A 21,833-nucleotide genomic window follows, 5' to 3' on the forward strand; every position below is an offset into this window, starting at 1 on the left:
CCTCTGGTGGAAAACAATAATCAGTTATGCCTGTTGAAAAATTCAACAATGGCGTTGAGCGCGACTGAGCGCATAGCGTCCTTTTCAAAAAGGATCTCATGGTACGCACCGTTGATGACAAGCGGTTTACCTCCTTCACAGGGATGGCCCGCAGCGGCGCGAAGTTCACAATAGCGGTCATGCATGCGGTTATCCACCACACGCTCTTCTTCCGCCTGGATCAGGAGCGTCGGCGTGTCATCATCGCCTACGCCCGCCAGTACCTGCTCACCGGCATGAATACCTTCCCGCACCCAGTGCCAGGTGGGGCCGCCGACGCGCAGACGCGGTTCATCGGCATAAAAACGCAGGTTGCGGCGATAACGCTGCCGGCTGTGGGTTAACACGTTGATGGCAAACGGCAACGCCCGCCAGCGACCTGTGCCGATGGCATAGCCTTCTCGAATGCGCTGATGGCCCTCAGCCCAGTCGAGCAGATGGCGCACCATCCAGTCAGGAAAACGTATCACAATGCCGTACATCGGCGCGGTCAGCGCAATGGCGTCGCACTGGTGCTTATGGCGCTGCAAAAACAACGTCGAGATCGCGCCCCCCATGGAGTGGGCAAGGATATACCGCTTACGCCAGGGTCCGGGCTGCACTTCCTGCTGCCAAAACGCGGCCAGATCGTCGACGTAATCGCTGAAGTTATCCACGTGACCGCGATGGGTATCCGGCAACATCCGGCCAGAAAGCCCCTGCCCGCGATGGTCGATAATTAACACATCAAAGCCCAGATGGAACAGGTCATACGCCAGCTCAGCATATTTTATATAGCTTTCGATGCGCCCGGGGCAGACCACAATCACCCGGTCATTTTTTTCATCACGGAAACGAACGAAGCGTACCGGGATTTCCCCGACGCCCATAAACTCATCTTCCTCACGCTGGCGCCAGAAGTCGGTCAGCGGCCCCATGGAGAAAGCAGCAAATGCGTTTTCTCGTGTTTCCCAGTCCTTTTTCTGCTGAAACATTGGGTTTCCACCCCCCGTAATTCAGGGAATATCGTTTTTTTCGTCACCGGTCACAAAATGACTCAACAATAGCGTATTGTGGCATAAAAACAGACGATCCGGGAGTTTCAAATGACCTTCGAGTGGTGGTTCGCTTACCTGCTGACATCCATCATCCTCAGCCTTTCGCCTGGTTCGGGAGCTATTAACACCATGACCACCTCCATTAACCACGGCTATCGCGGCGCAGCGGCGTCAATCGCCGGTTTACAGACCGGGCTTGGCATTCATATTGTGCTGGTGGGGATTGGTCTGGGCACGCTGTTCTCCCGTTCGGTGCTGGCCTTTGAGGTGCTGAAATGGGCCGGTGCGGCGTATCTTATCTGGCTGGGTATTCAGCAGTGGCGCGCCGCAGGCTCGATTGACCTGCATACGCTCTCCCGGACGCAAACGCGCGGCCACCTGTTTAAGCGCGCGGTGTTCGTTAACCTGACCAACCCGAAAAGCATTGTGTTCCTCGCCGCCCTGTTCCCCCAGTTTATCGTGCCGCATCAGCCACAGGTGATGCAGTACGCGGTGCTCGGCGCGACCACCATTATTGTCGATATCATTGTGATGATTGGTTACGCGACGCTGGCGCAGCGAATTGCGGCGTGGATCAAAGGGCCTAAGCAGATGAAGGCCCTGAATAAAATCTTTGGTTCGCTGTTTATGCTGGTTGGCGCGCTGCTTGCGTCAGCGCGTCATGCCTAGCGAGAAATGATGAGATGAATGCCGAAGCCAGCGAACAACGCGCCGGCAAAGCCGTCGATCCATTTCGCGATGCGCTGGTAGCCGCGACGCATCGCCGGTAAGGCAAACAGGCTTGCCACAACGGTAAACCAGGCGAATGTCTCAACGACGATCAGCAGGAAGATCCCCCAGCGCGCACCTGCGCCGACGCTATCGCCCACAAACAGCGAGAACACGGAGCCGAAATAGATAATCGCTTTCGGGTTCGCCAGGTTGGTCAGCAGCCCTTTCACAAAGCTGCGACCGCCCGTTGCCAGCTCAACCTTTGGCTCTTCCGCCTTTTTCTCTTCTTTTTTCAGCGCCCCGCGCAGCATCTGATAGCCCATCCAGCACAGGTACAAACCGCCGCCGACCATGATGATGTTATGCAGCCACGCCATTTTCGCCAGGATCAGGTTCAGACCGAGCAGCGCAACCGCCGCCCAGACCATGACGCCCATGGTAATACCGAGAACGCCCATCATCGCCTCTTTGCGGGAGCGACTAACGGCCGTTTGTGACACGAAGAAAAAATCAGGGCCAGGGCTCATCAGCGCAACGATGTGCACTAATGCCACGGTGAGAAATAGCATTAACATAATTAACTCGCGGGGAAATAATGTAGTGAGTCACCATCCTGGCACTTTTTTGCCCGGCTGACTACTCCTCGTCATCACCATCGGCGTGAGAGCGAATAAGCGCCATAAACTCTTTACCAAAGCGCTCCAGCTTGCGCGTGCCGACGCCGTTGACGCTGAGCATCTCGCTGGCGCTAAGCGGCATTTGCTCGGCCATCTCGATCAGCGTCGCGTCGTTGAACACCACGTACGGCGGGATGTTCTCTTCATCCGCAATGGCTTTACGCAGCTTGCGCAGCTTGGCGAACAGCTTGCGATCGTAGTTACCGCCGTAGGATTTTTGCATTACGCGCGGCTTCAGGGCGACGACGCGCGGAACGGCGAGCTTCAGCTCAACCTCACCACGCAGGACGGGTCGCGCCGCCTCGGTAAGCTGAAGCGCAGAGTGTTGAGCAATATTTTGCGTGGCAAAGCCGAGATGGATCAGCTGGCGGATGATACTCACCCAGTGCTCGTGGCTCTGGTCTTTCCCGATGCCATAAACCGGCAGCTTGTCGTGACCCATATCGCGGATACGCTGGTTGTTAGCCCCGCGCAGCACTTCGACGACGTAGCCCATCCCAAAGCGCTGATTGACGCGATAGATTGTTGAGAGCGCTTTACGCGCGTCCATCAGGCCGTCGTACTGCTTCGGCGGGTCAAGGCAGATATCACAGTTGCCGCACGGCTCCTGCCGCCCTTCACCAAAGTAGTTGAGCAGCACCAGGCGACGGCACGTTTGCGCTTCGGCGAAGGCACCCATGGCGTTGAGCTTGTGGCGCTCAATGTCCTGCAACTGCCCCTGCGGTTTCTCTTCCAGGCAGCGGCGCAGCCACGCCATATCCGCCGGATCGTAAAACAGCATCGCTTCCGCAGGCAGGCCATCACGCCCTGCACGGCCGGTTTCCTGATAGTAGGATTCGATATTGCGCGGGATGTCGAAATGCACCACAAAGCGGACGTTGGGTTTGTTGATCCCCATTCCGAACGCCACCGTTGCGACCACGATTTGCAGGTCATCGCGCTGAAATTTCTCCTGCACGTCGGCGCGGAGAGAGTTATCCAGCCCGGCGTGATAGGCGGCGGCGCTAAAGCCGCGGTTTTGAAGACGCGCGGCGGTGTCTTCCACCTTCGCGCGGCTGTTGCAGTAGATGATGCCGGACTTTCCGCGCTGCTCCTGCACGTAGCGTAAGAGCTGATCCAGCGGCTTGAACTTTTCCATCAGCATATAGCGGATGTTCGGGCGATCGAAGCTGCTGACCTGAATATACGGGTCGTTCAGCCCCAGCAGGCGAACGATGTCCAGACGCGTGGTGTCGTCCGCCGTGGCGGTAAGTGCCATAAACGGCAACTCGGGAAAGCGCTGACGAAGCTGGCCAAGAGCGGCATATTCCGGACGGAAATCGTGCCCCCACTGGGAGATACAGTGCGCTTCATCCACCGCCAGCAGAACCGGATTCCAGTGCGCCAGGTGATCGAGGAAGTTATCCAGCATCAGACGCTCGGGGGCGATATACAGCAGGCGGATCTGCCCGGTGCGGCACCCGGCCATCACCGCTTGCTGCTGCTCGCGGGACTGCGTCGAGTTCAAACAGGCCGCCGCCACGCCGTTGGCAAGCAGCTGGTCGACCTGGTCTTTCATCAACGAAATAAGGGGTGATACCACGACCGTCAGGCCGTTAAGCACCAGCGCGGGCACCTGATAACAGAGGGATTTCCCGCCGCCGGTCGGCATGACCACCAGGCAATCGCGGCCTTCCAGCACGGTTTCAATGATGGTTTCCTGGCCGGGGCGGAACTGCTGGTAGCCAAAGGTTTCATGCAAAACCTGTTTAGCCAGCGACTCCTGATTCAATACTTCCGCCTGCGCCACGTTAACCCCATATGCCAGAAATGAAACAGGCGCTATTTTCAGCGCCTGAGAGAGAAACTTCAACGTTTAACGCAAAAACATTCGAGCAGCTTAGAAAATATCGTTCAGCATAACGCCCACACCCACGCGGGTCTGGTTAAAGTTATAGTCGATCAGCGATTCGCCATACCCGCTATACACCTGAGTATAGAGACGAACGTGTTTCGTCACCGGGTAGCTCAGGCCCAGCTCTGCGCCGCCGTAGCCGGTATTCCAGTTGTACTGGCCTTTGGCGCTCAGCACCGCGTCACCCAGCTGATAGCCCACTTTAAGCTGATAGTAGCCCATGTATTTGGTGATATCCGGGTTGTCATCGGTGCTGCCCACCACGTACCACGGCTTCACTTCCACCATGAAATTGCCATTCTGCGCCATCAGACGCGTATAGACGCGGTTCCAGCTGCGTGAGGTGGGGTCGGAACGACCGTTGGAATCGTGGTTATAGCCCACCTCCACGTCTCGCAGCGTCCAGCCAGCAAACTCATAATCGGTGGCGAAGCCGAGGAACAGCTGCGGTTCATAGTTGGTTTCGCGAAACGGTGAAGATTCTCCGCTGTTGGAGAGCTGCCACCATGACTTCTGCGTGTAAGACGCGCCAAGTACCGAGTTCGGCCCCAGGATGCCGCGCCAGAACGGGAAGGCGAGGCTGAGCTGGAACTTCACCTCATCCTTACGCGCATTATCAGACCAGTTATAGGAGCTTATCGCCTCTTTGTTGAGATCGCTGGTCTGGGTGTAAATCACGTAGTTTGTGTCATACGGGTACAACGTGAACGGATTGTCATGCTCCTGAAGCATATTGGCGATGATGCTGCCCTTAACGGCAGGTTTATCATGCACCTCTTTGATCGTCGCTTCCTGCGCATATGCTGTGAGGGGCAGCGCAACCGCCGCCAGTAACCAACCCAGATACGTCCGCATCGGTGGTGTTCTCCTGAAATGGTGACATTTAATGAATAGTTTTGTCCGGGCATTCTACAGACTTCTGCGATAACTTCCGCTTCCTCGTTTCTTAAAGTGGCATTCCTTTATCCTGAAGCATAAAATCAACATTTTGTTAACAACAAGGATGCCACGTCAGATGTCAGCCACACTCACCGCCGAAGAAACCTTAAAGCTCGTGGGCGAGATTTTTGTGTACCACATGCCGTTCAACCGTGCACTGGGTCTTGAGCTGGAGCGATACGAAAAAGACTTCGCTCAGCTGAGTTTCAAGAATCAGCCAATGATGGTCGGTAACTGGGCGCAAAGCATTTTGCACGGCGGGGTAATTGCCTCCGCGCTGGACGTGGCGGCCGGTCTGGTGTGCGTGGGCAGTACGCTGACGCGCCACGACACCATCAACGAAGATGAGTTACGCCAGCGCCTGTCGCGCATGGGCACCATCGATTTACGCGTCGACTACCTGCGCCCGGGACGAGGAAACCGCTTTACCTGCACCAGCAGCCTGCTGCGCGCCGGGAATAAAGTGGCCGTCGCCCGCGTTGAGCTGCATAACGAGGAGCAGGTTTATATCGCCAGCGCAACCGCCACTTATATGGTGGGTTGAGACGGCAAATTCGGGTAAAATTACTTCACTTTTTTGTAACGGATTTTCCCGATGGATGCTAAACAGACGCGGCAGGGCGTTTTACTCGCCCTTGCCGCTTATTTTATTTGGGGTATCGCACCGGCGTACTTCAAGCTTATCGCCTATGTCCCGGCGGACGAGATCCTCACTCACCGCGTCATCTGGTCGTTTTTCTTCATGATTGCGCTGATGAGCATCAGCCGTCAGTGGTCAGGCGTCAAAACGCTGCTGAAAACCCCGAAGAAGGTCTTCCTGCTCGCCCTCTCTGCGGTGCTGATTGGCGGAAACTGGCTGTTGTTTATCTGGGCGGTGAATAACCATCACATGCTCGAAGCCAGCCTGGGCTACTTTATTAACCCGCTGGTCAATATTTTGCTGGGAATGATTTTCCTCGGCGAGCGCTTTCGCAGGATGCAGTGGGTGGCGGTGATTCTGGCCTTCTGCGGCGTGCTGGTACAGCTGTGGACCTTCGGCTCACTGCCGGTTATCGCCCTCGGCCTGGCGTTCAGCTTTGCGTTTTACGGTCTGGTGCGTAAGAAAATCGCCGTGGAAGCGCAGACCGGAATGCTGTTTGAAACCCTGTGGCTGCTGCCGGTTGCTGCGATCTACCTGTTTGGCATTGCCGACAGCGCTACCAGCCACATGGGCAGCAACCCATGGTCGCTGAACCTGATGCTGATGGCCGCGGGCGTGGTGACGACGATCCCCCTGCTGTGCTTCACCGGCGCGGCAACGCGTCTGCGTCTCTCCACGCTGGGCTTCTTCCAGTACATTGGCCCGACGCTGATGTTCCTGCTGGCGGTGGTGTTTTACGGTGAGGTGCCGGGTGCGGATAAGATGGTGACCTTCGCCTTTATCTGGGTGGCACTGGCCATCTTTGTTGCGGATGCGATTTATACCCAGCGCAGGGCGCGCAAAGGGCTGTGATGTTGCCCTCACCCTAACCCTCTCCCACAGGGGAGAGGGTTCCCCAGTAATTTGAAAGCAAAAGCGATAACGTTGCCTCAGAATAACTGAGGGCTTTCAGCGATGCCTCGGTCCGGCTGTAAATCGCTGAGGCGTTTCCTGTAGGCCGGGGCGAGGCGCAGGGATGCGCCGAGAGGGCGGGCTTTACAGGGATGTTACCTCCGCCCGTCCCCGATAAGCCGGAAGGAATAAGCCGAAGGCACCGCGAAGCGGCGATTTTCCGCCGGAAGCCCGGGTCGCCAGGGTGGTGGCGACTGAGCCACCCTGGCACGTTCACCGGTCATGTCGTGACAGAGTAGCAAGGAACATAAAGTGAACGGAATGACCACCAGAGCCGTATGTTCCCCCTCACCCCAGCCCTCTCCCTCAAGGGAGAGGGGGCCGTCTGTGCAGGCATTATTTTGTGGGGAACCCTCTCCCACAGGGAGAGGGAATTCGATCGTAGGGCGGGTAAGCGCAGCGCCACCCGCCAGATTTTTACAGCCAGTTCCGGCGTTTAAAATACAGATACGGCGCCAGCCCGGCGAGGATCATAAAGATAATCGCCCCCGGGTAGCCAAAGCTCCACTTCAGCTCCGGCATAAACTCGAAGTTCATCCCGTAGCTCGACGCTACCAGCGTCGGCGGCAGGAACACCACGGATACCACCGAGAAGATCTTGATAATGCGGTTCTGCTCGATGTTGATAAAGCCCATCGCCGCCTGCATCAGGAAGTTAACCTTCTGGAACAGGGATTCGTTGTGCGGCAGCAGGGATTCGATATCGCGTAAGATCTCACGCGCCTGCTCCAGCTGACCGCCCGGCAGACGCGCCTTGCGCACCAGGAAGTTCAGCGCGCGCTGGGTATCCATCAGACACAAACGCACCTTCCAGCCGATATCTTCCAGCTCAGCCAGCGTGGACAACGCTTCGTCGTACTCATCGCCCTGATGGCCTTCCATGATCACGCGGCTCAGCTTTTCCAGGTCGCTGTAGATGTTTTCGATTTCATCCGCCAGCTGTTCGATTTTGGTTTCGAACAGATCCAGCAGCAGCTCATAGGCGTTGCCGTCCATCATCGCCTGGCTGCGGGCGCGCATACGGTAGAGACGAAACGCAGGCAGTTCGCGCTCGCGCAGGGTGAACAGGCGGCCATCACGGATGGTAAACGCCACGGTGGAGTTCCCCGCGTGGTCTTCGGCATCTTCGAAAAAGAAGAAGGAGTGAATGTGCAGGCCGTCTTCGTCTTCAAAAAAACGGGCGGATGCTTCGATGTCTTCCAGTTCCGGGCGCGTCGCCAGGCTTTGCCCCAGTTCAGATTGTACGCGAAGGCGCTCATCGTCGTCCGGCTCGACCAGATCCACCCATACGGCATCAATGAGGGGCTGTGACTCTTCGGCTTCAAGCCGAGTCAGTCGGTTATTTTCGAGTTGAAATGCGCTCAACATGACCGGGACTCCCAATGCAAAAAATATCGGACAGTTCGGTGGGCACACAGAAACAAATTGGGTTTCAGACCATTAAACAGCCTGACTCAGCGCGACGGGAATGATGCAGTCGCTGACAACCACTAAGGCCATCAGCAAGAGGAGATAGCCTTAGGAGTTGTTCCTGGATGACAGGGAATTGAGCCAGTATCTACTGGGTGTGTCCAAGGCGAATGTCCTCTTAGCGTAATCGTGCGCGCATGTTACGCCAGCAGTAACAGTGGCGTCAACACGCAACGGAACGCTGAAGGGCATTAATTGACCTTCAACGTATAAGGCTAGCAGATTATTACAAAATAGTGATATTTTTCTGAAAGTTACACACTTTCCAGCTTGGCATAGGCTGCCACCAGCCATTTGATCCCCTGCCCCTGGAACGCCACCTGCAAACGGCTGTGCTCGCCGCTGCCTTCCAGGTTGACGATGGTGCCTTCGCCAAACTTCGAGTGGCGCACGCGCTGGCCCAGCTTGTAACCGGTGTCGGTTTCAGAGATCGGCGAGCCCATACGCTGATGGCTGACCGGACGGCTGATGCTGGCGCGCAGGCGCACTTCTTCCACGCACTCCTCCGGCAGCTCGCCGATAAAGCGCGACGGACGGTGATATACCTCTTTTCCGTACAGGCGGCGGGTTTCCGCGTAGGTCAGGGTCAGCTTCTGCATCGCACGCGTCACGCCTACGTAAGCCAGACGACGCTCCTCTTCCAGACGCCCGCCTTCATCCAGCGACATCTGGCTCGGGAACATCCCTTCTTCCATCCCGACGATAAATACCTGCGGGAACTCCAGCCCTTTTGCGGAGTGCAGCGTCATCAGCTGAACCGCATCCTGCCAGGTATCGGCCTGCCCTTCACCTGCCTCCAGCGCGGCGTGAGAGAGGAATGCCTGCAACGGCATCAGGTCTTCGTCTTCTTCGTTGTAGCTGAACTGGCGCGTTGCCGTCACCAGTTCCTCTAAGTTCTCAATACGGGTCTGGCCCTTCTCGCCTTTTTCCTGCTCGTACATGGTGCGCAGGCCGGAATCTTTGATTACCCGGTCGGTCTGGACGTGCAGCGGCATGTCGGCCGTTTCCTGCGCCAGCGCGTCGATTAACTCCAGGAAGCGCTGCAATGCGCTGGCGGCACGCCCGGCGAGGGCTTTTTCCTGTAACAGCTCGCGGCACGCCTGCCACAACGTGAGCTGACGATCGCGCGAGGCCTGACGCACCACGTCCAGCGTACGATCGCCGATGCCGCGCGTCGGCGTGTTCACCACGCGCTCAAACGCCGCGTCGTCGTTACGGTTGGCAATCAGGCGCAGATACGAGAGCGCATCTTTGATCTCCTGACGCTCGAAGAAGCGCATACCGCCATAAATGCGGTACGGCATGCTCACCTGCAACAGCGCCTCTTCCAGCACGCGCGACTGGGCGTTGCTGCGATAGAGAATCGCACACTGCTCCAGCGCGCCGCCGTTCTCCTGCCAGGTTTTAATGCGATTCACCACGAAGCGCGCTTCGTCGAGTTCGTTAAACGCACAGTAGATAGAGATCGGTTCGCCGTCGATGCCGTCGGTCCACAGCTTTTTACCCAGACGCCCGTTGTTGTTCTCAATCAGGGCGTTGGCCGCGCTCAGAATGTTGCTGGTTGAGCGGTAGTTCTGCTCCAGACGGATGGTTTGCGCGCCGGGGAAATCGTTGAGGAAGCGCTGGATGTTCTCCACCTGCGCGCCGCGCCAGCCGTAGATAGACTGGTCGTCATCGCCGACGATCATCACCTTGCCGGTATCCCCGGCCAGCAGGCGGATCCACGCGTACTGGATATTGTTGGTATCCTGGAATTCGTCCACCAGGATGTTGGTGAAGCGTTCACGGTAGTGTTGAAGGATATGCGGTTTGTTCAGCCACAGCTCGTGGGCGCGCAGCAGCAGCTCGGCGAAATCCACCAGACCGGCGCGATCGCACGCTTCCTGATAGGCCTTGTAGACGTTCTGCCAGGTCTGCTCGACCGGATTACCGAAGCTCTGGATATGATGCGGGCGCAGCCCTTCGTCTTTCTGACCGTTGATATACCACATCGCCTGACGCGGCGGCCACTGCTTCTCATCAAGGTTCATCGCCTTGATCAGGCGTTTCAGCAGGCGAAGCTGATCTTCGCTGTCAAGGATCTGGAAGTCCTGCGGCAGGTTAGCGTCCATATGGTGCGCGCGCAGCAGACGGTGCGCCAGGCCGTGGAAGGTGCCAACCCACATGCCGCCCTGGCTGGTGCCCATCAGCTGTGCGATACGGTGGCGCATCTCTGCCGCCGCCTTGTTGGTGAACGTCACGGCCATAATTGAGTACGGCGAGCAGTTCTCCACGCTCTGTAGCCAGGCGATGCGGTGAACCAGCACGCGCGTCTTACCACTGCCCGCTCCAGCCAGTACCAGCAGGTTTGTACGCGAGGCGGCAACCGCGTCACGCTGTTTATCATTAAGGCTGTCGAGCAGGTAAGAAACGTCCATTGGCACCGTCACGTCATGTCGGGCAGGCAAATGTTTCCATTCGCCAAAACCCTGTTAATTTATACAGAACAATTGATGATTATATCAGCGTCGTGAGGGATGCCAACCGTGAAATTTCCACGTGCGGCAGAAGACGGCTGTCCGGGGTAATCATCAGATCGGCGTTTTCCGGCTTGACCCAGCAGGCCTGCATGCCGCAGCGGATCGCCCCGGCGACGTCCGTGGTCAGGTCATCGCCCACGTGCAGGATCTCACCGAGCGGCAAATCCAGTTTTTCCGCTGCCAGATGATACATATCGTTGAACGGCTTCGAGCGTCCGTGCGGACCCGCGCGCAACACGAACTGAAAATAGTTCCCCAGACCAAACAGTTCAGGCTGAGCGTTGCCGTTGGTGATGGCCACCAGCGGCCACTTTTCGGCGAGCTTCGCCAGCGTGTCGTGAGTCTCCTGCGGTACGTCGATCCGGCTGCGCCATTTGGCGAAGTTTTCCATGGCCGCTTCAGCTCCGGTGGCCGCATCCTGCGGGCTTAGGCCAGCATTAAGCATCGCCTGCTCAACCGCACGGCGGCGCCATTCGGTCACGTCATGATAAATGTCCGGCTCGGTTTCCCGCAGGGACTGACGCAGCGTCTGGAAGTCTTTATTCTGCATCGTCTTTAGCGCAGGATGGTAGTTCTGCACAAACGCCAGCGACTCCTGCTCGGTACGCAGGATCACTGGGCGGTTGTCATAAAGGGTGTCATCAAGGTCAAACGTCAGGGCTGAGATCTGACCAAGTGGGCGGTAAAAACGCATTATTTCCCCCGTTTGGCGCGTGGATGCGCCGCGTCGTACACCGAGGCAAGGTGTTGGAAGTCTAAGTGGGTATAGATTTGGGTGGTCGACAAATTGGCGTGACCAAGCAGCTCCTGTACGCCGCGCAGGTCGCCGCTTGATTCCAGCATGTGCGTCGCAAAGGAGTGGCGCAGCTTGTGCGGATGAACGTGGCTGTTCAGCCCCTGCTTAATGCCCCACTCCGCAAAGCGCTTCTGCACGTTGCGCGCCGAGATCCGCTTGCCAAGCTTCGACAGAAACAGCGCCTCTTCGTCGGTGCTAAACAGCCCGCGAAGATCCAGCCAGTGCTCAATCCAGGAGACCGCGTTGCGGCCAATCGGCAGGCGGCGCTCTTTGCTGCCTTTGCCCATCACCCACACTTCTCCTGTTTCCAGGTCGAGATGCTTTACGTCGAGATTGACCAGTTCAGACAGACGCAACCCGGCACCGTACATCACTTCCAGCATCGCGCGGTCGCGCACGGCGAGCGGATCGTTGAGATCGATATCCAGCAGGCGGTTTACGTCGTCGACGTCGATATTTTTCGGCAGATGACGCGGGGCTTTCGGCGTGGCGATACCTTTTGCCGGGTTGGCTTTCAGGTTACCCTGGCTGACCAGCCAGTCGAAAAAACTGCGCAGGGCAGAAAGCCGGAGCGCCAGGCTCGCCGGGCTAAGATTTTTTTTACGGCTACGCACGACGAACCCGCGTACCGTGGCAGCGTCACAGTGTTGCCAGCTTTTCAGGCCGATTTCATCGGCGATCTGCATGATGGCCTCAAGCTGACGCTGATAGTTGAGCAGCGTGATGGGGCTGAGCTGGCGTTCTACGCCCAGATAGCGCAGAAAGCGGTTGACGTCAGTGGCGAGCAGTCCGTCCGTCATACGCGCTCAATCCAGCGCTCCAGCAGCTCAGGCAGCATCAGGGCGATCTCCTGCAACAGTTGCGTGCCCTGCCCTTGTTCGTAATGATGCACGTCGCGGCTGGTAAATAATATCACCCCCAGGTCACCCTCGCGCCCCATCAGCGACATTGCCACCGAGCCGATCGCTTTGGCTTCCGGCAGCACCACCAGGAGTTCTGGCCCGTTAAGCGGCCCCAGATAGTGGTGCTCATGGCCCAGACGCTGAATGCGCAGCGGCTCAAACGCCTGACGGCTGAGCGCCAGATGGGTAAAACCGGACGGTGCGCCAATGCGCCAGCGGTCAGGGAACAGACGGATCGTTGCCCCCGCCAGTCCTAGCTCGCGCGCCCAGCGGTGGAAGCGGTTGAGAAACTCTTCGAGACTGTGTGCGGAAGCCAGACGCGCCTGGAGGTGCAGTAGACGGTAGAACAAGCTTTCGTTATTGCTGGCCTGCTCCATCAGCAGCGTCATGTTCTCTTCGAGCTGATTGATGTGGTTGCGCGAGCGCGCCATGTGCCATTCAACCAGCGACACGGTCTCACGAACCGGATGCGGCACGCGCATCCGTTCGACGACGCGTGCATTGCGAATAAAAAACTCAGGATTGTGCAGCAGGTAATCCACAACAGCGCTGTCGTCCAGCTCCGTTACGGCTTCCCGCAGTTCTTCCCCTGGTTGCTTCATAGATGGATAAACCCGTCATAAACATGTGTCGCCGGGCCAGTCATGTACAGTGGATGACCCGCTCCTTTCCAGGCGATATCAAGACGTCCGCCTGGTAATTCCACGCGAACCTCTTCTGCCAGTAGCCCCTGCGAAATGCCGACGGCCACCGCCGCGCAGGCACCGCTTCCACAGGCCTGGGTTTCGCCCGCGCCGCGCTCGTAAACCCGCAGGCGAATGTGTTCACGCTTCACCACCTGCATAAAGCCGATGTTCGCCCGCTCCGGGAAGCGCTCGTGGCTTTCCAGCACCGGGCCGAGTGTTTCAACCGCCGCGGTTTGCACATCATCCACCTGAATCACGCAGTGCGGGTTACCCATCGAGACGACGCCGCACAATACTGTCTGCTCGGCGGCACGCATAATATAGGTCTTTTCCGCTTTGTTGGCGCGAAACGGCACGGCAGAGGGTTCGAAGTTCGGCTCGCCCATGTTCACGCGCACCAGTTCGTCGTCGGTGACGCTGAGCACCATCCGGCCATTGGCGGTGCTGACGCGGATATCGCGCTTGTTGGTCAGCCCTTTCAGCCGAACAAAGCGGGCAAAACAGCGCGCGCCGTTGCCGCACTGGGAAACTTCGCTGCCGTCGGCGTTAAAAATGCGATAGTGAAAGTCCAGGTCAGGATCGTAAGGCGGCTCCACCACCAGCAGCTGGTCAAACCCCACGCCCACGTGTCGATCCGCCAGTCGACGGATCAGCTCCGGGGAGAAAAAGACATTCTGCGTTACCGCGTCGACGACCATAAAGTCGTTGCCAAGGCCATGCATTTTAGAGAACTGCATCATTTGCTCCATTGCGCGGGTACAGAACGTAATTGTCAGAGATTGACCTGAGTCGGGCCGCCGTTATTGCCGCGATCGTTGGTATCCGGCGTAGATGACTCGATACCACTTTGCACCGGTTTTGTCGGCGGTGGTGCGCTTTTATCCTCTGGCGGGAAGTACAGTGGTCCCTTCAGCCCACAGCCGGTCAGGCTAAACAGAGTGACAAGAACGGCAAGCGTTCGAAAGACGTTTTTCATGTAGAGGTTGCCCGTAAGTTCAAATCTGTTTCTATCATCGCAGGAGAAGACACAAAAGCAAGAGTTTGCCGCTTTCCTGCAACGGGAATTATTTAGCGTTATACTGCCGCCATCACGAAAAACAGGAATAAAACCATGAACGACAGTGAATTTCATCGCCTTGCCGATACCCTGTGGATGACCATCGAAGAGCGTATCGACGACTGGGACGGCGACAGCGATATCGATTGTGAAATCAACGGCGGGATACTGACCTTAAGCTTCGAAAACGGCAGTAAGATTATTATTAACCGCCAGGAGCCGCTTCACCAGGTCTGGCTGGCGGCGAAACAGGGCGGTTATCACTTTGATCTGAAAGGTGACGAGTGGGTCTGCGATCGCAGCGGCGAAACGTTCTGGGATCTGCTGGAGCAGGCGGCAACGGCGCAGGCGGGTGAGACCGTCAGTTTCAGGTAGTTTTGTTGCCGGGTGGCGCTGCGCTTACCCGGCCTACGGGTTCGGGCTGTTGTAGGCCCGGTAAGGCGTAGCCGCCACCGGGCTCACGAAATCAGGAGAAATACTGCTGCAACAGCGGCGCAGTATCCTGGTTAGCAGGCGCCGCAGGGGTAATTGCCTGCGTACGGAACGGGATCACCTGCGCTCGCCCATCCACGTTCACAATCTGGTAGAACTGCGGCAGGTTGAAGTTAATAAAGCTTGAGCCGTAGGTAAAGCGATCGTGCGAGGATGAATAGAAGCGGCTGACGTCACGCACCAGCTCCTCTTTGCTGCCTTCACAATGGTGATAGACCTCGGCGCGGTTGGTCTCATCCAGAATGTAGATGTTAAACCCGGCGTTATCGCCCGACTCTTCGAAGAAGAATTGAATAATCCCTTCACTCGCAAAGCCATCCACCACCTGCGGCAGTTTGACGTGGTTGGTTTCCACCTGAACGGACAGGCCATGCAGTTTGTTGTGTGAAATCGCGCCGTAGAATTCAATGGCGTTTTCCAGCTTCTGTACCGACACGTTCAGGCGCTCAAAGAACAGCCCCCAGGTCTGGCCGGAGACGCGCAGCGCTTTAAAGCGCCCGGTTTCCTGACGGGTACTGGAGAGACGCAGTTCGATGCACTCGGAGACCAGCTGCTGCACGCGGGTACGAATCAGGCCGCGCAGGTGCTGGCTGTAGCAGAACACCTCCACGCTGTCCGGTGGCGCAGCGTCCTGGTGCATCTTGCCGAGGATCGTTTTCAGCGCCTCGATCATCGCCTGCTCGCCGTTAAAGTGCAGGGTACGCACCTCGTTCCACGAGTTGCGGTACAGCAGATCCACGCTGCCCACCAGGCAGTTTTGCTGCTCGCCGAAACTAAAGACGTCCAGCTTACGGAAGTCAAAATGGACCACCTGATTGCGGAAGGCCGCCGTCGGATCGTATTCCAGGTTGACGATGATCGCCAGATGGCGAATCTCACACGGGCTGTAGAGCGCTTTTGGCGTCGGCGCAGGCAGACGCAGCGGGAAGTGGTGCGAAACATCCGCTACCATCTCCTGCAATTTGGCTAAATCGACCACCTCGTTGCCTTTGATAAATAACCGGGTGCGTGAGGTGAGAAGGCCGTTAAACCAGGCCCAGGCCACCAGCTTGTTCAGATAGCGGTTATATTCCAGCGGCTGATGGCTGATGATTGAGTCCATGCTTGGCGCACGGTTATACAGATACCACCCGGTACGGTTCGCGCGTCCCGGCGGTACATAGATAAAGGTCAGATTCGGTTCAGACAGGTCAGGTGAAATCTGTGGGTTAACCAGCGTAACCTTGCCCGGCAATGCTTCAAAGGCGGCGTACAGCTTACGGGTCAGCACCCCGATGTCCTGTGGGCTGGCAGAAACGCTGAGGTTGTTACGACGCGCAAAGCGGATCAGATTACGGTAGCTCTGCATCATCGCATCAAGCAGTTCGTTGTGCGCCTCACGCACCTGATCGATCTTCCAGTTGGCGCGGTTGTCGAGCATGGCGAGACGTTCTTCGTCCCATCCCCACTCTTTGACTAACTGGCTGACCACTTCACGACGCCAGCCCACGCAGGCGCGTTCGCGGCTCAGTTTTTCACAGACTTTGAGATAGAAACATCGACGCACCAGGTCAAGACGCGTGGCGTCCTCAATGGCTGTCAGGTATTCGGTAACGCGTTCCAGCATCATGCAGTAGGCATCAAGCCCGTAGGAGACGATCTCCCCGTCATGCAGACGCTGTTTAATATCTTTTGCCAGCAGGCGCGGCGTGGGGTATTCCCAGGAGTAGGCTTCCAGCAGCAGGGTTTTCAGCACCGCTTTGTACGGGGAATCAATGCTCTTGTACAGCTGCCAGAGGCTTGCGCCAAAGTACTCTTCGGCGGACAGGGAGCTCAGGCCGCCCAGATCCAGCCACTCGTTTGGCGTCAGAACGCCCTGCGAGTAAAGCGACATGACGTAGTCGTCATAATTCTCTTCTTCATCGCACGGCACCATATTCCACAGAATACGCTTCCCGGCCAGGCGAACGGCAGTTCGGTAAAACTCATCCAGCAACAGAATGTGCTGAGTCGAGCCACAGTCTTCACCACCCAGACTGCCGCTTTCGTTATGGCGGAAACGGTTTTCATCAATCAGGAAGAAACTCACTTCCACGCCAAGCGATGCCGCCCAGCTCTCCAGCAGGCTGCATTTACGCTGCAACAGCTGGCGTTCTTCATTATCGAGCCAGGACTGATGGCAGACCCAGATATCCAGGTCAGAAGAACAGCTCTGCCCAACCGATGAGGTGCTCCCCATCGAGTAAACCCCGGTAATCGGCAGCTCGCCTTTAGGCGAGACCTGCGGCGGCATACCACGGTAGAGCTCAAGTTCAGTCAGGTAATGCTGTTGGGTTTCATCAGGCGTGAAGAGGCAAATGCCCTGGGGAACGTTACCATCGAGGTAACCCGGCATTAGCGGATGGTGATAGTGCAACAATGTCGGCAGTAGACTGTATACCTGCTGGAAAGCAGGGCCCATGGCAGCAAGCGCGCGATCGACACGCAATTGATTAATGGCATCCAGTCTCTGTTTCAGAGTCTCAATATAGAGGTACAAGACGTATCGCCTGATGTTTCCGGGTGTCGCACGCCAGTCAGAATACAAAAAAGCAGCGGACCCGCAGTATTTCAAAAAATAACCGTTACCCTTTTTCGCCTTTTGCTTTTCTGGTGGTACAGACGAAAAAATGGTCTAAAACGTGATCAATTTAACACCTTGCCGGTTGACCGTAAAGAAAGATGCGCTACATACAAGTGTAGCACCGTTCTGAACGTGTAAATTCCTGAATACGGCGATGGCTGACGAGTACGCCGCCCTGTCCCTCCCACTCTTCATCAACCGTAAAACTGCCATCCGAGTGTCAACAATGTTAGGATGGTCAGCGATTGATAATGACGGTAACAAGCATGTTAGACAATGTTTTGAGAATTGCCACACGCCAAAGTCCTCTTGCGCTCTGGCAGGCACATTATGTTAAGCAGCGCCTGGAAGCCTGCCACACCGGCTTACGCGTTGAGCTGGTGCCCATGGTCACGCGTGGCGATGTCATTCTTGATACGCCGCTGGCTAAAGTGGGCGGGAAAGGTCTGTTTGTCAAAGAGCTGGAACTGGCATTGCTTGAGAACCGCGCCGATATCGCCGTGCATTCGATGAAGGATGTGCCTGTTGAGTTCCCGGAAGGGCTGGGGCTGGTGACCATTTGCGAGCGCGAGGATCCGCGCGATGCGTTTGTCTCTAATCGCTATGACTCGCTCGATGCGTTGCCGGCAGGCAGCGTGGTCGGCACGTCCAGTTTACGCCGCCAGTGTCAACTGGCTGAACGTCGCCCGGATCTGGTGATTCGTTCGCTGCGCGGGAACGTCGGTACACGCCTTGGCAAGTTGGATAATGGTGATTACGATGCCATTATTCTTGCGGTTGCGGGCCTGAAACGGCTTGGGCTGGAAGAACGCATTCGCGTGGCATTGCCGCCGGAGCAGTCGCTGCCCGCCGTCGGTCAGGGTGCCGTCGGCATTGAGTGTCGTCTGGATGATGCGCGCACCCAGGCACTGCTCGCGCCGCTGAATCATGACGATACCGCCATTCGCGTAAAAGCCGAGCGCGCGATGAATACTCGCCTCGAAGGAGGCTGTCAGGTGCCAATTGGCAGCTATGCTGAATTAACGGGCGATGAGCTGTGGCTGCGCGCGCTGGTTGGCGCGCCGGACGGCTCGAAGATGGTGCGTGGTGAACGTCGCGGCAAGCCGCAAGATGCCGAGGCGCTTGGCGTATCGCTGGCGGAAGAGCTGCTGAATAACGGCGCGCGTGAAATTCTGGCTGAGGTCTATAACGGAGAGCCCCCTGCATGAGCATACTTGTCACCCGCCCTTCTCCCGCAGGAGAGCAGTTAGTGAGCCGTCTGCGCGCACTGGGGCAGGTGGCCTGGAGTTTTCCACTGATTGAATTCTCCCCCGGCCGCGAGCTGCATACGCTCGCTGACCAGATGCGTGTCTTGCAGGAAGGCGATCTGCTCTTTGCGCTGTCGCAGCATGCCGTGGAGTTTGCCCATGCGCAGCTGCAACAACACGGCGTTAACTGGCCTCACGCCCCCCGCTATTTCGCCATCGGGCGCACCACTGCGCTGGCCTTACATACCGCGAGCGGAATCGATGTTCGTTACCCGTTAGATCGGGAAATCAGCGAAGTCTTGCTACAATTACCTGAATTACAAACCATTGCCGGAAAGCGTGCGCTCATTTTGCGCGGCAACGGTGGCCGCGAACTGCTGGGCGAAACGCTGCGGGAACGCGGCGCTGACGTGACGTTTGTGGAGTGCTATCAGCGCTGTGCGAAACACTACGATGGCGCGGAAGAGGCAATGCGCTGGCACGCGCGCGGCATTAATACGCTGGTGGTCACCAGCGGTGAAATGTTACAACAGCTTTGGTCGCTGATACCGCTCTGGTATCGCGAAAACTGGTTACTCCGCTGTCGGCTTCTGGTCGTCAGCGAGCGTCTGGCGAACCACGCCCGGGAACTGGGCTGGCAGGATATTAGGATCGCTGATAACGCCGACAACGATGCGCTGCTGCGCGCATTACAATAACTCTCAAATGGGAAGCCATAATGACGGAACACGATAAATCCTCCGCCGTGGTTGAAGAGACCAGGGAGACTGTAGACACCACGTCACAGCCAGAGACGACAGACAAAACCGTTGAGAAGAAAAACGGCAGCAACAAAACCAGCCTCACGCTGAGCGTGATTGCCATCGCGATTGCGCTGGCCGCAGGCGTGGGCCTTTACGGACTGGTGAAGAAACAAGGCACCAACCAGACGGCCACCAGCGACGCATTGGTTAACCAAATCACAGCCCTACAGAAAGCGCAGGAGACGCAAAAAGCTGAGCTGGAAGGCGTGATTAAACAGCAGGCCGCCGCCCTCGCCGACGCGAACAGCAAACGTGAAGAGTTGATCAAACAGCTGAGCGAAGTGCAGGAGAAAGTCGCCACGATTTCGGGGACCGATGCTAAAACCTGGCTGCTCTCACAGGCCGATTTTCTGGTGAAACTGGCCGGGCGCAAGCTCTGGAGCGACCAGGATGTCACCACCGCGGCCGCACTGCTTAAAAGCGCCGACGCAAGTCTGGCTGACATGAACGATCCTAGCCTGATCAATGCACGTCGCGCTATTACGGAAGATATCGCCAGCCTGTCTGCGGTTTCTCAGGTCGATTACGACGGTATCATCCTTAAAGTGAATCAGCTCTCCAACCAGATTGATAACCTTCAGCTGGCCGATAACAACGACGATGACTCCCCGATGGATTCCGACGGCACCGAGTTGTCCAGCTCTCTGAGCGAATGGCGTATCAACCTGCAAAAGAGCTGGCAGAACTTTATGGACAGCTTCATTACCATCCGCCGCCGCGATGAAACTGCCGTGCCCCTGCTGGCACCTAACCAGGACGTCTATCTGCGTGAAAATATTCGTTCCCGCCTGCTGGTGGCTGCTCAGGCCGTACCGCGTCACCAGGAAGAGACCTACAAACAGGCGCTGGATAACGTTTCAACCTGGGTACGTGCTTACTACGATACCAATGATGCAACCACGACCGCGTTCCTTGAAGATATCGACAAGCTGAGCCAGCAAAACATCACCATGAACGTGCCGGACAAACTGGAAAGCCAGCCGATTCTGGAGAAAATCATGCAGACGCGCGTGCGTAACCTGCTGGCCCAGCCGGGCGTTCCGGCAGAGCGTCCGGCTGAAGCACCTGCCGCCGCGCCGGCGCCTGAAAGCGCGCCGCAAGGAGAGTAATGATGCTAAAAGTCTTCTTACTCTTCATCCTGCTGATCGCCGGGATTGTACTGGGGCCGATGCTCGCAGGTCACCAGGGTTATGTATTGATCCAGACCGATAACTACAACATCGAAACCAGCGTGACAGGGCTGGTGATTATCCTGATCCTGGGTGTGGTCGTCCTGCTGTCCGTGGAATGGATGCTACGTCGTATTTTCCGTACCGGCGTACACACGCGCGGCTGGTTCGTTGGCCGTAAGCGCCGTCGCGCCCGTAAACAGACCGAACAGGCGTTGCTGAAGCTGGCCGAAGGCGACTATCAGCAGGTTGAAAAGCTGATGTCGAAAAATGCCGACCATGCAGAACAGCCGGTTGTTAACTATCTGCTGGCCGCCGAGGCGGCGCAACAGCGAGGCGATGAGGCACGTGCCAATCAGCATCTTGAACGCGCGTCTGAGCTCTCAACAAAAGATCCGATTCCGGTTGAGATCACCCGCGTTCGTCTGCAACTGGCACGGAATGAAAACCATGCGGCACGCAACGGCGTTGACCGTCTGCTGGAAATTACCCCTCGACATCCGGAAGTGCTGCGTCTTGCTGAGCAGGCATACATTCGGACCGGTGCCTGGGGCTCGCTGCTGGACATTATCCCTTCCATGGCGAAAGCCGACGTGGGCGATGATGAACATCGTGATGAACTTCAGCGTCTGGCCTGGATTGGCCTGATGGATCAGGCTCGCGCCGATCTTGGCAGCGACGGTCTGAAAACCTGGTGGAAAAACCAGAGCCGCAAAACGCGCCAGCAGGTTCCCCTTCAGGTGGCGATGGCAGAACATCTGATTGAATGTGACGACCATGACACCGCGCAGGAGATCCTCCTCGACGGTCTCAAGCGGCAGTATGATGACCGTCTGGTGATGGTGATCCCACGTCTGAAAACCAATAATCCAGAACAAATTGAAAAAGCACTGCGACAGCAGATCAAAACCGTCGGCGACCGTCCGCTGCTGTGGAGTACGCTGGGCCAGTCTCTGATGAAACACGGCGAGTGGCAGGAGGCGAGTCTCGCTTTCCGCGCAGCGCTGAAGCAACGCCCGGATGCATTTGATTACGCATGGCTTGCTGATTCGCTGGACAAGCAGCACAAGCCGGAAGAGGCCGCCGCCATGCGCCGTGATGGGCTTCTGCTGACGCTACACAATAACGGAACGCAGCCGTAATTATCCAGGAGGCCAGATGGCCTCCTTTTTTTATTTCATTTCACCTGCTACATTCTTTTA

General features: G+C 57.1%; 21 protein-coding genes. 8 read left to right on the plus strand and 13 right to left on the minus strand.

The genetic code is table 11. The features are described 5' to 3' along the window. Nucleotides 1-20: 20 nt before the first annotated feature. On the minus strand, nucleotides 21-1,013 hold the full coding sequence (pldB, locus tag G6Q29_RS15785) for a lysophospholipase L2 (RefSeq protein WP_015570002.1): 993 nt from the start codon (nucleotides 1,011-1,013) through the stop codon (nucleotides 21-23). Nucleotides 1,014-1,124: 111 nt separating this feature from the next. Here pldB and rhtB point away from each other — a divergent pair, with 111 nt between their 5' ends. Further along, nucleotides 1,125-1,745, plus strand: coding sequence for a homoserine/homoserine lactone efflux protein (gene rhtB, locus G6Q29_RS15790; protein ID WP_165466359.1), 621 nt, complete (start codon nucleotides 1,125-1,127; stop codon nucleotides 1,743-1,745). Here rhtB and rhtC read toward each other — a convergent pair. From rhtC to pldA, 3 genes are all read right to left on the minus strand, one after another. After that, the gene (gene rhtC / locus G6Q29_RS15795) at nucleotides 1,742-2,362 is read right to left on the minus strand and encodes a threonine export protein RhtC (protein WP_165466360.1); all 621 of its coding nucleotides are present in this window, start codon (nucleotides 2,360-2,362) and stop codon (nucleotides 1,742-1,744) included. The two genes, rhtB and rhtC, sit on opposite strands and share 4 nt — an antisense overlap. A gap of 61 nt (nucleotides 2,363-2,423) precedes the next feature. Further along, nucleotides 2,424-4,253, minus strand: a complete 1,830-nt coding sequence (gene recQ / locus G6Q29_RS15800; protein ID WP_165466361.1) for an ATP-dependent DNA helicase RecQ — start codon at nucleotides 4,251-4,253, stop codon at nucleotides 2,424-2,426. Between the two features lie 90 nt (nucleotides 4,254-4,343). Then, nucleotides 4,344-5,213, minus strand: a complete 870-nt coding sequence (gene pldA / locus G6Q29_RS15805) for a phospholipase A (protein WP_039272915.1) — start codon at nucleotides 5,211-5,213, stop codon at nucleotides 4,344-4,346. Between the two features lie 160 nt (nucleotides 5,214-5,373). On the opposite strand from pldA, the gene yigI reads away from it, so the two are divergent. Further along, nucleotides 5,374-5,841 (plus strand): acyl-CoA thioesterase YigI, encoded by a 468-nt coding sequence (gene yigI, locus G6Q29_RS15810; RefSeq protein WP_165466362.1) that lies wholly within the window; start codon nucleotides 5,374-5,376, stop codon nucleotides 5,839-5,841. A 51-nt stretch (nucleotides 5,842-5,892) separates the two neighbouring features. Continuing rightward, complete coding sequence (gene rarD, locus G6Q29_RS15815; RefSeq protein WP_165466363.1) at nucleotides 5,893-6,789, plus strand: EamA family transporter RarD; 897 nt, start codon at nucleotides 5,893-5,895, stop codon at nucleotides 6,787-6,789. Between the two features lie 516 nt (nucleotides 6,790-7,305). Here the strand turns inward: rarD and corA are convergent. The 8 genes from corA to lptM form a co-directional block, all read right to left on the minus strand. Next, entirely contained in the window at nucleotides 7,306-8,256 is a 951-nt protein-coding gene (gene corA, locus G6Q29_RS15820) for a magnesium/cobalt transporter CorA (protein WP_032608220.1), read from the minus strand. 150 nt (nucleotides 8,257-8,406) lie between these two features. Then, nucleotides 8,407-8,463: a YsgD/CorL family protein gene (ysgD, locus tag G6Q29_RS21750; RefSeq protein WP_212743980.1), complete on the minus strand. Its 57-nt coding sequence runs from the start codon at nucleotides 8,461-8,463 to the stop codon at nucleotides 8,407-8,409. Between the two features lie 149 nt (nucleotides 8,464-8,612). After that, the gene (gene uvrD / locus G6Q29_RS15825) at nucleotides 8,613-10,775 is read right to left on the minus strand and encodes a DNA helicase II (RefSeq protein WP_165466499.1); all 2,163 of its coding nucleotides are present in this window, start codon (nucleotides 10,773-10,775) and stop codon (nucleotides 8,613-8,615) included. 79 nt (nucleotides 10,776-10,854) lie between these two features. After that, the gene (gene yigB, locus G6Q29_RS15830; RefSeq protein ID WP_165466364.1) at nucleotides 10,855-11,571 is read right to left on the minus strand and encodes a 5-amino-6-(5-phospho-D-ribitylamino)uracil phosphatase YigB; all 717 of its coding nucleotides are present in this window, start codon (nucleotides 11,569-11,571) and stop codon (nucleotides 10,855-10,857) included. Continuing rightward, on the minus strand, nucleotides 11,571-12,473 hold the full coding sequence (xerC, locus tag G6Q29_RS15835) for a tyrosine recombinase XerC (RefSeq protein ID WP_165466365.1): 903 nt from the start codon (nucleotides 12,471-12,473) through the stop codon (nucleotides 11,571-11,573). Before xerC ends, yigB begins: the two co-directional genes overlap by 1 nt. After that, entirely contained in the window at nucleotides 12,470-13,177 is a 708-nt protein-coding gene (locus G6Q29_RS15840; protein WP_165466366.1) for a DUF484 domain-containing protein, read from the minus strand. The genes xerC and G6Q29_RS15840 overlap by 4 nt, the downstream gene beginning before the upstream one ends. Further along, nucleotides 13,174-13,998: a diaminopimelate epimerase gene (dapF, locus tag G6Q29_RS15845; protein ID WP_022646661.1), complete on the minus strand. Its 825-nt coding sequence runs from the start codon at nucleotides 13,996-13,998 to the stop codon at nucleotides 13,174-13,176. The genes G6Q29_RS15840 and dapF overlap by 4 nt, the downstream gene beginning before the upstream one ends. 35 nt (nucleotides 13,999-14,033) lie before the next feature. Next, nucleotides 14,034-14,237 (minus strand): LPS translocon maturation chaperone LptM, encoded by a 204-nt coding sequence (gene lptM, locus G6Q29_RS15850; RefSeq protein ID WP_165466367.1) that lies wholly within the window; start codon nucleotides 14,235-14,237, stop codon nucleotides 14,034-14,036. Nucleotides 14,238-14,372: 135 nt separating this feature from the next. Here lptM and cyaY point away from each other — a divergent pair, with 135 nt between their 5' ends. Further along, nucleotides 14,373-14,693, plus strand: a complete 321-nt coding sequence (cyaY, locus tag G6Q29_RS15855) for an iron donor protein CyaY (protein WP_165466368.1) — start codon at nucleotides 14,373-14,375, stop codon at nucleotides 14,691-14,693. Nucleotides 14,694-14,784: 91 nt separating this feature from the next. Here the strand turns inward: cyaY and cyaA are convergent, their stop codons facing one another. Next, the gene (cyaA, locus tag G6Q29_RS15860; protein WP_165466369.1) at nucleotides 14,785-17,328 is read right to left on the minus strand and encodes a class I adenylate cyclase; all 2,544 of its coding nucleotides are present in this window, start codon (nucleotides 17,326-17,328) and stop codon (nucleotides 14,785-14,787) included. Between the two features lie 350 nt (nucleotides 17,329-17,678). On the opposite strand from cyaA, the gene hemC reads away from it, so the two are divergent. Genes hemC through hemY form a run of 4 tightly spaced genes read left to right on the plus strand, consistent with a single transcriptional unit; the run spans nucleotide 17,679 to nucleotide 21,773 of the window. Beyond that, complete coding sequence (hemC, locus tag G6Q29_RS15865) at nucleotides 17,679-18,620, plus strand: hydroxymethylbilane synthase (protein ID WP_165466370.1); 942 nt, start codon at nucleotides 17,679-17,681, stop codon at nucleotides 18,618-18,620. Beyond that, nucleotides 18,617-19,357: a uroporphyrinogen-III synthase gene (gene hemD, locus G6Q29_RS15870; RefSeq protein ID WP_165466371.1), complete on the plus strand. Its 741-nt coding sequence runs from the start codon at nucleotides 18,617-18,619 to the stop codon at nucleotides 19,355-19,357. The genes hemC and hemD overlap by 4 nt, the downstream gene beginning before the upstream one ends. Before the next feature lie 20 nt (nucleotides 19,358-19,377). Then, entirely contained in the window at nucleotides 19,378-20,571 is a 1,194-nt protein-coding gene (gene hemX / locus G6Q29_RS15875) for a uroporphyrinogen-III C-methyltransferase (protein WP_165466372.1), read from the plus strand. Nucleotides 20,572-20,573: 2 nt separating this feature from the next. Continuing rightward, nucleotides 20,574-21,773 carry a protoheme IX biogenesis protein HemY gene (hemY, locus tag G6Q29_RS15880; protein WP_165466500.1) on the plus strand — a complete coding sequence of 400 codons (1,200 nt, stop codon included), beginning with the start codon at nucleotides 20,574-20,576 and terminating at the stop codon, nucleotides 21,771-21,773. Nucleotides 21,774-21,833 lie beyond the last annotated feature (60 nt).

The organism is Enterobacter cloacae, assembly GCF_011078175.1.
GTDB classification, from domain to species: Bacteria; Pseudomonadota; Gammaproteobacteria; order Enterobacterales; family Enterobacteriaceae; genus Enterobacter; species Enterobacter cloacae_Q.

Coding starts and splice junctions, on each gene's coding strand:
- pldB (WP_015570002.1), bottom strand. CDS start 1,013: ATGTTTCAGCAGAAAAAGGACTGGGAAACACGAGAAAACGCATTTGCT.
- rhtB (WP_165466359.1), top strand. CDS start 1,125: ATGACCTTCGAGTGGTGGTTCGCTTACCTGCTGACATCCATCATCCTC.
- rhtC (WP_165466360.1), bottom strand. CDS start 2,362: ATGTTAATGCTATTTCTCACCGTGGCATTAGTGCACATCGTTGCGCTG.
- pldA (WP_039272915.1), bottom strand. CDS start 5,213: ATGCGGACGTATCTGGGTTGGTTACTGGCGGCGGTTGCGCTGCCCCTC.
- yigI (WP_165466362.1), top strand. CDS start 5,374: ATGTCAGCCACACTCACCGCCGAAGAAACCTTAAAGCTCGTGGGCGAG.
- rarD (WP_165466363.1), top strand. CDS start 5,893: ATGGATGCTAAACAGACGCGGCAGGGCGTTTTACTCGCCCTTGCCGCT.
- corA (WP_032608220.1), bottom strand. CDS start 8,256: ATGTTGAGCGCATTTCAACTCGAAAATAACCGACTGACTCGGCTTGAA.
- uvrD (WP_165466499.1), bottom strand. CDS start 10,775: ATGGACGTTTCTTACCTGCTCGACAGCCTTAATGATAAACAGCGTGAC.
- yigB (WP_165466364.1), bottom strand. CDS start 11,571: ATGCGTTTTTACCGCCCACTTGGTCAGATCTCAGCCCTGACGTTTGAC.
- xerC (WP_165466365.1), bottom strand. CDS start 12,473: ATGACGGACGGACTGCTCGCCACTGACGTCAACCGCTTTCTGCGCTAT.
- G6Q29_RS15840 (WP_165466366.1), bottom strand. CDS start 13,177: ATGAAGCAACCAGGGGAAGAACTGCGGGAAGCCGTAACGGAGCTGGAC.
- dapF (WP_022646661.1), bottom strand. CDS start 13,998: ATGCAGTTCTCTAAAATGCATGGCCTTGGCAACGACTTTATGGTCGTC.
- lptM (WP_165466367.1), bottom strand. CDS start 14,237: ATGAAAAACGTCTTTCGAACGCTTGCCGTTCTTGTCACTCTGTTTAGC.
- cyaY (WP_165466368.1), top strand. CDS start 14,373: ATGAACGACAGTGAATTTCATCGCCTTGCCGATACCCTGTGGATGACC.
- hemC (WP_165466370.1), top strand. CDS start 17,679: ATGTTAGACAATGTTTTGAGAATTGCCACACGCCAAAGTCCTCTTGCG.
- hemD (WP_165466371.1), top strand. CDS start 18,617: ATGAGCATACTTGTCACCCGCCCTTCTCCCGCAGGAGAGCAGTTAGTG.
- hemX (WP_165466372.1), top strand. CDS start 19,378: ATGACGGAACACGATAAATCCTCCGCCGTGGTTGAAGAGACCAGGGAG.
- hemY (WP_165466500.1), top strand. CDS start 20,574: ATGCTAAAAGTCTTCTTACTCTTCATCCTGCTGATCGCCGGGATTGTA.